8 protein-coding genes are annotated in these 11,215 nt (G+C 36.9%); 3 read left to right on the top strand and 5 right to left on the bottom strand.

The window, feature by feature from the left end; all coding sequences use genetic code 11:
* Window positions 1-139 precede the first annotated feature (139 nt).
* Window positions 140-652 (top strand): hypothetical protein, encoded by a 513-nt coding sequence (locus RMO83_RS15025; RefSeq protein WP_310560515.1) that lies wholly within the window; start codon window positions 140-142, stop codon window positions 650-652.
* A gap of 145 nt (window positions 653-797) precedes the next feature.
* On the opposite strand, the gene RMO83_RS15020 is transcribed toward RMO83_RS15025, so the two are convergent.
* From RMO83_RS15020 to RMO83_RS15005, 4 genes are all read right to left on the bottom strand, one after another.
* Window positions 798-2,588, bottom strand: a complete 1,791-nt coding sequence (locus RMO83_RS15020) for an acyl-CoA dehydrogenase family protein (protein WP_310560514.1) — start codon at window positions 2,586-2,588, stop codon at window positions 798-800.
* A gap of 107 nt (window positions 2,589-2,695) precedes the next feature.
* The gene (locus RMO83_RS15015; protein ID WP_310560513.1) at window positions 2,696-3,883 is read right to left on the bottom strand and encodes an acetyl-CoA C-acyltransferase; all 1,188 of its coding nucleotides are present in this window, start codon (window positions 3,881-3,883) and stop codon (window positions 2,696-2,698) included.
* 73 nt (window positions 3,884-3,956) lie between these two features.
* On the bottom strand, window positions 3,957-6,347 hold the full coding sequence (locus RMO83_RS15010) for a 3-hydroxyacyl-CoA dehydrogenase/enoyl-CoA hydratase family protein (RefSeq protein ID WP_310560512.1): 2,391 nt from the start codon (window positions 6,345-6,347) through the stop codon (window positions 3,957-3,959).
* A 77-nt stretch (window positions 6,348-6,424) separates the two neighbouring features.
* A complete protein-coding gene (locus RMO83_RS15005; protein WP_310560511.1) occupies window positions 6,425-6,856 on the bottom strand; it encodes a MarR family transcriptional regulator in 432 nt (143 codons plus the stop codon).
* A 427-nt stretch (window positions 6,857-7,283) separates the two neighbouring features.
* Between RMO83_RS15005 and RMO83_RS15000 the strand changes: the two genes are divergently transcribed.
* Together RMO83_RS15000 and RMO83_RS14995 are read left to right on the top strand one after the other, a co-directional pair.
* Complete coding sequence (locus RMO83_RS15000) at window positions 7,284-9,521, top strand: tetratricopeptide repeat protein (protein WP_310560510.1); 2,238 nt, start codon at window positions 7,284-7,286, stop codon at window positions 9,519-9,521.
* 302 nt (window positions 9,522-9,823) lie between these two features.
* A complete protein-coding gene (locus tag RMO83_RS14995; RefSeq protein WP_310560509.1) occupies window positions 9,824-10,915 on the top strand; it encodes a BamA/TamA family outer membrane protein in 1,092 nt (363 codons plus the stop codon).
* A gap of 43 nt (window positions 10,916-10,958) precedes the next feature.
* Here the strand turns inward: RMO83_RS14995 and RMO83_RS14990 are convergent.
* Window positions 10,959-11,215 (bottom strand): hypothetical protein (locus tag RMO83_RS14990; RefSeq protein WP_310560508.1); only part of this gene is annotated, 257 nt, incomplete at its 5' end.

The following is an 11,215-nucleotide window of genomic DNA, read 5'->3' as shown; positions in this document are numbered from 1 at the left end:
TACAATTTTAAGCTCCGATTCAACCAAATCAAGGAACAAATTGTTTTTTGGCTTAATTATTTGTTCAACTTCTATCCTGAAAATAATATTCCTATTTTTGTGGAAATTAAAAATAGCTCTTTTTAAGGGTTGACTAATTATGAACGACGCACATTTACACATGGTAGTTAACCATTTTCCAATTATTGGGACGATTCTTGGATTAGGTATTCTAATTACAGGAATGATTTTAAAAAACAATTCGGTAAAAAATACCGCTTATGTTTTATTTATTGTGGCGGCAGTTTTTGCGGCCTTTAGTATGGGAACTGGCGAAGGCGCTGAAGAACTAGTTGAAGATATGCCTACTGTAGGAAAACAAATTATCCACGAACATGAAGAAATGGCCGAAAAACTAGCCATTGTTTTATATGTTTTGGGAGTAATTTCACTTGGAGGTTTGATTTTATCGTATTTAAAAAACGCTAAAGCCACCTTGCTTTCTTATGTTGCCCTAGTTGTGGCTGTTGTTGGTGTGTATTTTGCCCAACAAACAGGAACTACAGGTGGAGAAGTTCGTCACACTGAAATCAGACCTACTGCTGTTCAAGCCGTAGGAACAGATCAAAATGCTACTGCTGGAGAAAAAGGAGAAAGCGAAGATAAAGATTAGTTTCTGCCATTTTATACCAGTACTATTTATAAAATAGTCCATAAGTTTAGGGTATTACGCAATAGTTTTAAACAAAAAGAGAGGATGGTTTTTAAATCATCCTCTCTTTTTAAACAAACTAAACTAGTTAAAACTATCTTTATAATTAGAAACAATATTCGTTTTCTGCAACTAATTTTGTGGTAATCATTTCTCGTAAACCTATGATGTTTGGCATATTGGTGTATTTTGTAAAACGCCTCAAGCCCATCAGCATCATACGTTGTTCATCGCCTTCAGCAAAGGAAATAATGCTTTCTTTCCCTTTTTGAGTGATTACGTCAACTGCTTTGTACAAGTACAATTTGGCCATTGCAATTTGCTCTTGAACCTTATCTTCTCCTGCTGCCTTGGCTAATTTTTCGGTTCTCAAAACGGTAGATTCTGCCATATAAATCTCGATTAAAATATCAGCAGCTGCCATCAATAATTGTTGGTGACCTTCTAAATCGGGACCGTATTTTTGTACAGCTCCACCAGCAACCATTAGGAATGCTTTTTTCAATTTAGTCAACATTTCTTTTTCTTCGGCAAACAATTCTGAATAATCAGGAGTGTCAAAAGATGGAATTCCCATTAATTCTTCTTGAACTTTAGTGGCAGGTCCTAATAAATCCACGTGACCTTTGAATGCTTTTTTAATCAACATTCCTACTGAAAGCATTCTGTTGATTTCATTCGTACCTTCATAAATTCTCGCAATTCTGGCATCGCGCCAAGCACTTTCCATTGGCGTATCTTCAGAAAATCCCATTCCACCAAAAATTTGGATCCCTTCGTCGGCACAATTCTGAACATCTTCAGAAACCGCCACTTTCAGGATAGAACATTCGATAGCAAATTCTTCAACGCCTTTCAATTCCGCTTCTTGATGCGAGGTCCCTTCCAATTCTCTTGCCGTGATTCTGTCTTCAATGTCTTTTGCAGCTCTGTATGTGGCACTTTCTCCGGCATAACAAGATGTCGCCATTTCGGCTAATTTCAAACGTATTGCACCAAATTGAGAAATCGGAACATTAAATTGAACTCTTTCATTGGCATATTTTACGGCTCCTGTTGTTACTCTTCTTTGTGCATCAAGACAAGCAGCAGCTAGTTTTATACGCCCAACATTTAAGGCATTCATTGCAATTTTAAATCCGTTTCCTCTTTCAGAAAGCATATTTTCGACTGGAACTTGGGTATCTGCGAAGAAAACCTGTCTAGTAGAAGAGGCACGAATTCCTAATTTATGTTCTTCTTCACCCATTGTAATTCCATTTTCAGGATCATTTTCGACGATGAAACCGGTAATGTTTTTGTCATTTTCAATTCTTGCAAAAACAATAAATAGCGAACAAAAACCAGCGTTAGAAATCCACATTTTCCCTCCAGTAATGGAATAGTATTTTCCGTCTTCGGACAAAACTGCTTTCGTTTTTCCCGAATTGGCATCTGATCCAGCGCCTGGTTCCGTTAAACAATATGCGCCAAACCATTCGCCAGAAGCAAGTTTTGGTACGTATTTTTGTTTTTGTTCTTCGCTTCCGTAAAGTGTAATTGGCATTGTTCCAATTCCAGTATGCGCACCAAAAGCTGTCGAGAAGGATCCGGTTCCGCCCGAAATATAATCACAAACCAAAACCGTATTTACAAATCCCATTCCCATTCCACCATAGGCTTCAGGTACGGCGACACTTAGAAATCCTAAGTCACCCGCTTTCCGCATCGTTTCTTCTGTGAGAGCGTAATCTTTCTTTTCGAAACGGTCTTTATTGGGCCAAATTTCTTTGTCCACAAACTCTTTCACCGAGTCACGCATCATTATTTGCTCTTCATTGAAATCTTCAGGAGTGAAGACATCTTCGCATTTTGTTTCTTTTACGATGAATTGACCACCGCGTGTTTTATTTGCCATATCAGCCCCCTAACCCCCGAAGGGGGAATTCCTACTAGGGGTAAGTAGGGTTTTAGTTTTTATACAATATATTTTATTTATAATCAAGGTAGTTCCCTCTTTGGGGGCTAGGGGGCTAGTATTTCATAAATCCCCGCACTTCCTTGTCCCGTTCCAACACACATCGAAACGATTCCATATTTATTTCCTCGTCTTTTCATTTCGTCGAATAGTTGAACCGATAATTTTGCGCCTGTACAACCTAGAGGATGTCCCAGAGCAATTGCGCCACCATTGACATTCACGATATCTGGGTTCAATCCCAATTCTCTAATTACTGCTAAAGACTGAGAAGCAAATGCTTCGTTCAATTCCACCAAATCAATGTCTTTCAATTGCAATCCTGCTTGTTTCAAGGCTTTTGGAATGGCTTTCACTGGACCAATTCCCATAATTCTTGGTTCAACTCCTGCTGAAGCAAAGTTGACCAAACGCGCAATAGGAGAGAGGTTTAATTCTATAACCATTTCTTCGCTCATAATCAAAACGAATGCGGCACCATCGCTCATTTGAGACGAATTTCCAGCCGTTACACTTCCGTCAGCAGCGAAAACAGGTCTTAAACCAGCCAATGCTTCCACCGAAGTTCCCGCTCTTGGCCCTTCGTCTTTATTTACGATATAAGATTTGGTTTCTTTCTTGCCATTTTCATTGATGAATGTTTGTTCGATGGTTATTGGAACAATTTGCTTGTCAAATTTACCTTCAGCTTGCGCTTTCAAAGCTTTATTATGAGATTGAAAAGCAAACTCATCTTGGTCGGCTCTTGAAATGTTGTATTGTTTGGCAACGGCCTCTGCAGTCAATCCCATTCCCCAATAATAATCTTCGTGACCCGCTGCAGCGATAGCATAATCAGGAGTTGGTTTATATCCACCCATCGGGATGAAACTCATACTTTCGGCTCCACCGGCAATGATGCAATCCGCCATTCCAGATTGGATTTTGGCAGTCGCCATTCCGATAGTTTCCAATCCTGAGGCACAATATCTATTGACTGTTACACCGGGAACATCTTCGATTTTCAATCCCATCAGGGAAATTAATCGTCCCACGTTCAAACCTTGTTCGGCTTCCGGCATTGCATTCCCCACCATCACGTCATCGATGCGTTTCTTGTCGAAATCAGGCAATTCATTCATCATAAATTGAATCGTTTCTGCAGCGAGTTCATCAGGACGTTTGAATCTAAATACGCCCTTTGGAGCTTTCCCCACGGCGGTTCTGTATGCTTTTACTATATAGGCTGTTTTCATAATTATTATTTTGAATGATGAATTTTAAATTTTAAATGAAGCTCATTCAACATTTAAAATTCAAAATTTATAATTAGTTTCTTAAAGGTTTCCCTTTGGTTAACATAAATTGGATTCGTTCCAATGTTTTTCTTTCGGTGCAAAGCGACAAGAATGCTTCTCTTTCAATATCTAATAAATATTGTTCACTTACGAATGTTGGTTCTGATAAATCGCCTCCAGCCATTACATAAGCCAGCTTGTTGGCAATTTTCTTATCGTGTTCTGAGATGTATTTTCCAGCTTCCATTTGATTGGTTCCTACTAAGAACATTCCCAGTGCTTGTTTTCCCAAAACTTTCACGTCAGTTCTACGAATTGGTTGGGTGTAACCAGCTTCTGCCATAAGTAAAGCGTGTTTTTTCGCTTCTGCAATTTGACGGTCTTTGTTCACAACGACAACATCTTTTCCGTGTTGTAAAATTCCTAAATCAAATGCTTCGTGCGCTGAAGTTGACACTTTGGCCATAGCCACAGTCAAGAAATATTCCTGCAAGACATTTAGTTCCACATCATTTTTACGGAATAAATCCGATGCTCGCAACGCCATTTCTTTCGATCCGCCACCTCCGGGAATTACTCCCACTCCGAATTCAACCAATCCGATGTAGGTTTCCGCAGCAGCAACCACTTTATCAGCGTGCATACTCATTTCGCAACCACCACCCAGAGTCATTCCGTGTGGCGCAACCACTACCGGAATTCCCGAATAACGCACGCGCATCATCGTGTCCTGGAACATTTTGATAGCCATATTCAGTTCTTCGTATTCTTGTTCGACCGCCATCATAAATATCATTCCGATATTAGCACCCACTGAGAAATTTGCTCCCTGGTTTCCAATAACTAAACCTTGATATTCTTTTTCGGATAAATCAATGGCTTTGTTAATGGCTTGTAAAACATCACCACCAATTGTATTCATTTTCGACTGGAATTCTAAATTCAAAATTCCGTCTCCCAAATCCTGGATAATGGCTCCGCTGTTGCTCCACACTTTTTTGCTTTCGCGAATGTTGTTCAAGATGATAAAAGCGTTTTGTCCCGGAACTTTAGTTTGCGTTTTATTTGGAATATTATAGAAATAAGTAGCTCCTTCTTTAATGGAATAAAAACTGGAGCTTCCAGACGCTAACATCTCACTTGCCCAGGCTGGTGTAACCAAACCTTCGTCCTTGATCATTTCGATTCCTTTTGCCACGCCGATAGCGTCCCAAATTTCGAAAGGACCATTTTCCCAACCAAAACCAGCTTTCATCGCATCATCGATTTTGTATAATTCATCCGAAATTTCAGGTATTCTATTCGAAACATAAGCAAACATTGCAGCAAAACTTCTTCTGTAAAATTCGCCAGCCTTGTCTTTTCCTTTTACTAAAACCTTGAAACGCTCAATGGGTTTGTCGATGGTTTTTGTAAGTTCCAAAGTGGCAAATGAAGCTTTTTTGGCCGCACGATATTCCAAAGTATCCAAGTCCAAAGAAAGAATGTCTCTTCCTTCTTTTTTGTAAAACCCTTGTCCTGTTTTACTTCCGAGCCATTTGTTTTCCATCATTTTGTTGATGAAATCGGGCAATTTGAACAATTCGTGTTGTTCGTCGTTCGGGCAGTTTTCGTAAATGCCGTTGGCAACGTGTACCAAAGTATCCAAACCTACCACATCGACGGTTCTGAAAGTAGCCGATTTTGGTCTTCCAATGACTGGTCCTGTTAGTTTATCGACTTCTTCGATAGTCAACCCTAATTCTTTAACCAAATGGAATAAACTCTGTATTCCGAAGATTCCAATTCGGTTTCCAATAAAAGCTGGAGTATCTTTGGCTACGACCGAAGTTTTACCCAAGAATGTCGAACCATATATAGTAAGGAAGTCCAACACCTCGGTTGAAGTTTGTGGGCCAGGAATAATTTCAAATAATTTCAAATAACGCGCTGGATTGAAAAAGTGCGTTCCACAGAAATGTTTCTGGAAATCTTCGCTTCTTCCTTCGCTCATAAAATGAATCGGAATCCCGGATGTATTTGAGGTAATCAATGTTCCCGGTTTGCGGTATTTTTCGATTTGTTCAAACACCATTTTTTTGATGTCCAAACGTTCCACCACAACCTCAATAATCCAATCTACGTCAGCAATTTTCACCAAATCATCTGTTGTATTACCAGTAGTAATTCGACTGGCGAATTTTTGATGGTAAATAGGCGAGGGCTTTGATTTCAAGGCATTTTGGAAATGTTCGTTGACCAAGCGGTTGCGGACTATTTTGCTTTCGAGAGTCAGTCCTTTTTTGGCTTCAGCATCGGTGAGCTCTCTTGGAACAATATCCAAAAGCAGGACTTCGACCCCAATGTTGGCAAAATGACACGCAATTCCCGAACCCATAATTCCGGATCCGATTACTGCAACTTTTTTGATAGATCTTTTCATTTTAAACTGTTTATAGTTTTTGTTTATAGTTTTACTTCAAATAAAATTGACCTTCCAAAAGAAGGAATAGTATAGAATTAAAATATTTTCTTATCGGAAATTAATTCATTAATGATTTCTGAAACTTCAATAAAATTTTGAAGTTGTTCAGGAGTTACATTTTGTTTTACCACATCATTAAATTGGAGAACGGTATTTTTAGATAATTCTCGTTTTTCTTTTCCAAAATCGGTCAAATAAATCAACACGCCGCGACCGTCATCTGGGTTTGGCTTTTTGTAGATCAGCCCTTTCTCTTCCATGTTTTTCAACGTTCTAGTTAAACTAGTTGCTTCCATTCCCATCTTTGGCCCTAAAGCTGTTGAAGGAGTTCCTCCTTCTTTATCAATGCTTAATAAGGTAAAACCGGTTGCCATTGTTGCCGCGTATTTGGTAGCTTCTTCGTTGTACATTCTCGATACAGCTTGCCATGTAGCACGAAGTATATAATCTATCGTTTTATCTTTCATATTTTACTATAACGTTTTCAAAGATAATAAAAAAATAGTATGCACGCATAATAAATTTTAATTTTAAAATAAAAACTTGGTGAGTAGTTGGTAACATTAGAAATTTCGACTATTTGTAATCTTAACGAAGCAAAAGGTAGAATCTATTTTAACTTTGGTTTTAATTTTTATTTTTTTTTTAAAAAGCTCGGTTGGGTTATACCTAACTGCAGGGATTGTGCAATCATCTTAATTAGCCAATGATTTGCCAACCTAGTCTTTCGATACTATTGAATACCTCACTTACTATCAGCAGCGATACTAGGCGTGGAATTTCCTCTGATGTATATATTCAAATATTAAAAAAAATGACCAAAAGAAGTAGATATTGATACTTGTTCTAATCAAAAATTATAAATAATTAAATACTTTTGCTAAAAAGTATTTTATGTACAAAAAATCGATACTACTGCTAGTAATCTTAGTGGTTTTTTTGGTAATTTTCAGAGTTTTCATTGTCGATAGTTGCACCTCTAAATACATCAAATATTCAGAAAGTCAATCGCAATCCGGTGCTTATGTAGGAGACCAGTCCTGCAAAAAATGTCATGCTAATGAATTTAATGACTGGAAGCATTCCGATCATTATATGTCGATGTTGCCACCCAATGATTCGACAGTAAAAGGGGATTTCAACAATGTAACTTTCACGGCTGATGGAGTTACGAGTCGTTTTTATAAAAAAGGGGCTAAATTCTATATTAATACCGAGGGAGATGATGGAAAAAATCACGATTTCGAAATTAAATATATTTTTGGGTATAAACCCTTGCAACAATATTTGGTTCAATTTCCTGATGGACGTTTGCAAGTGCCTCGATTGAGCTGGGATGTGAATAAAAAGAAATGGTTCAACCAATATGCTGGTCAAAATATTCCATCTCACGATTGGTTGCACTGGACTGGAAATGCTCAAAATTGGAATACAATGTGTGCCAGTTGTCATTCGACCAATCTAAAAAAGAATTATGATATTAAAACAGATAGCTATAAAACGAGTTATTCAATAATTAACGTAAGTTGTGAAAGTTGTCACGGAGCCGGGAAACAACACGTAGATTTTATTAGTGGCGACTATAAATCGGGGGAAAGAGTGGCCGGTAGTTTTATGAAATTAGCCAAAAACTCTAAACAAACCGAAGAATTAACTACTTGCGCTCCTTGCCATGCCCGCGTTTCTGAGCTCAGCGGTTCGCATATTGACAGTCCAGAAATTATGGACAATTATATTCCAGCTATTCCAGATACCGAAAACTATCACGCTGATGGTCAGGTAGATGATGAGGATTATATATATACTTCCTTTTTGCAAAGCAAGATGTTTCACAAAGGCGTGACGTGTAGTACGTGTCATAATCCCCATTCGGTAAAACTCAAACGCGTTGGCAATCAAACCTGTACGCTTTGCCATAATCCTACCAAATATGATGTTCCAACGCATACTTTTCATAAAAAAGGAACTCCAGGAGCCGAGTGCAAAAACTGCCATATGCCAGGCAAACTCTATATGGGTAATGATTTTCGTCACGATCATAGTTTTAGGGTGCCTCGACCAGATTTATCTGTAAAATATGGAACTCCAAATGCTTGCAGCAATTGCCATAAAGACAAATCGGAAAAAGTTTTGGCCGATGCAATTGTAAAATGGTATGGTCCTAAAAGGAAGTATCATTTTGCCGAGGATTTGATTCCCGGAAGTCGATTGGATTTGGAAAGTGAAAAACATTTGACGAAACTTATTGACAATAAATTTGTTCCAAAAATTATTAAAGCAACTGCTACTTTTTATTTAGGTTCCATTCAAACACAAACCAGTTTAAATACAATTTTAGCCAGATTAGCCAGTAAAGAAGCCCAAATTCGATATCGTGCTTTAAGAAGTTTAGCCTCTTTTCCATCAGAAAGTTGGAGCGAAGCTGTTGGACCTTTATTGTCGGATAATGTGAGAGCTGTACGAATTGCAGCAGCCGATTTATACATAACTATTCCGAGAGAGCAAGTAGCATCGCAATATGAAAAAGCTTTTTCATCGGCACAAATTGAATTGGAAAAATCATTGCGTTTTCAAACTGATTTTTCGACAGGAAATGTGATGTTGGCCGATTACTATTTAAAATTACAAGATTATGCAAATGCCCAAAAGTTTTATTTGCGTGGGTTGAAAAAGGACAGTAATATGAACTATGCTTGGCTTAATTTGTCGGCTGCATATAATTCGCAAGGGAAGGATGCAGAAGCTTTGCAAGCCTTGCATTCCGCCCTTAAAAATGATTCTAAAAATGAGCGAATATATTACAATATGGCTTTACTCTATAATGAGATGAATAATATTTCCGCTGCTGAAAAAGCTTTTGCAACAGCGGTTGAATTGAAATCTACTAATCCTAGAGTCTATTACAATTATGGATTGCTGTTGAATCAGATTAAAAAATTTGCAGCAGCTGAGACTATTTTATTGAAAGGAATTCAAATTAATCCTTCTAATTCTGAACTATATTACTCACTTACTTTTGTTTATATTCAATCAAATAATAAAACAAAAGCAATTTCAACGGCTATGAAGTTAAAGCAATTAGACGCGGGTAATCCAAATTATCAACAAGTATTTCAAAGCCTTGGTTTATGATTTAAAGAGATTGCAAACGGCAATTGTTTGTTTGTAATCTTTTTTAATCTCAAATTTTCTAGATGGTGGCTAGGAAAAACCAGCACTGAAGTAGTAAGTTAAATAGCATTACTTAAGTTTTGCACTTTTTATAAATTTGTATTATGTATAAAAGACATTTATTAAGTATTAGCTTTTTGCTCTTTGCTTTTCTTCAATTTAGTGTTAAAGCTCAAGATTTAGGTGATTCAGAAAAGACTTGCCCTGTTAAATCGTTGCCTGAACTCTTTAAAAAGAAAGATTCTATTTTGGTTTTAAAACCAATGAAAAATAATTTTTTCCTTCTCATACCTATAATTGGTTCTCAACCAGCAACTGGATTCTCCTATGGATTTGTTACACAATACACATTCAAAGGGAAGAAGGTCGATGACAAATATTCGTCCATTAATCTAGGTGCTACTTTTACCGAAAAGAAGCAATTACTTATCAATGTCAAGAATAGTGTAATGCTTAGTAATAATAAAATTTTTTTGAGTGGCGATTGGCGTTTTTATATTTTTTCGCAACCCAATTACGGATTAGGAACTGATCTTATTCCCCCAAAACATAGAGAAGAGTATTTTGATTTGAATGCTTTAGAAGAACCGATGAGCTATAATTATTTAAAGTTTCATCAAACGGCTTCTTGGGAAGTTAAAAACAATTATTATGTAGGTGCAGGGGTTCATTTGGATTGGTACACCACCATAACCGACAAAAATCTTGATATTTCCGCAGGACAATTAACCAATCATTATAATTATAGCAAGAAGTATGATTATAATGAAAATGAATATTTTGTGAATGGTTTGAGCCTAAATTTGTTATATGATTCTCGGGACAATCAAATCAACACGAATCACGGAATGTTTGCCAATATTAATTTAAGATTCAACCCAGCTATAACTAAAAGTCAGCATGCTAGCAATGTGCTTTTTATGGAGTATCGATATTTTTTGTCTTTGAGCAAATACAACAAGCAACATGTTTTTAGTGTTTGGACAACTGGCCAGTTTTTAACTTCAGGATCTGTTCCCTATTTGAATTTACCATCAATCGGCTGGGACCAAAGAAGTAGAAGTGGAAAAGGATATACGCAGGGATTGTTTCGGGGTCAAAAAATAGTGTATTTTGAGTCGGAGTATAGGTTTCCAATCAGTTGTAATCAGCTCATTAGCGGAACTGTGTTTGGAAATTTAACTTCTGCTAATGATAAAGACCGGGACATTCGTCTTTTTCAATATATTCAACCTGCATTGGGAGTTGGTTTGCGAATTTTAATTGACAAAGCCACTCGAACAAATCTTGTTTTAAATTATGCTTGGGGTCGTCATTCTGAAGCTTTTTATCTTAACGCAGGAGAAACATTTTAAATTCAATTAATACAAAATTTCTACTTCTAATTAAATTCTATAATTATAATGTAATGATCTCATTAGTATTTTTCAGCTCAAATGAGTAAATAATTAATGATATTATTTTTTCTTTGTAATATTCTAATTGAAAATTTCCAAATATATTCAAAAAATCATCCTTGTAAATATCGAAAAACCAGTAACTTAAAAAATACTTTAGAAAAAGGTTCAAAAAAGCCTTGTATAACTGAATAAACAGACTACTTTTGCACCCGCATTGGCGCACAAGTTCATAAAAATCCTGACAAACTAAAAGCA

It is taken from the genome of Flavobacterium sp., from assembly GCF_031423415.1.
Taxonomy (GTDB): Bacteria; Bacteroidota; Bacteroidia; order Flavobacteriales; family Flavobacteriaceae; genus Flavobacterium.
The sequence above is the reverse complement of the archived record's forward strand: the minus strand, read 5'-3'. Positions and strand labels throughout refer to the sequence as shown.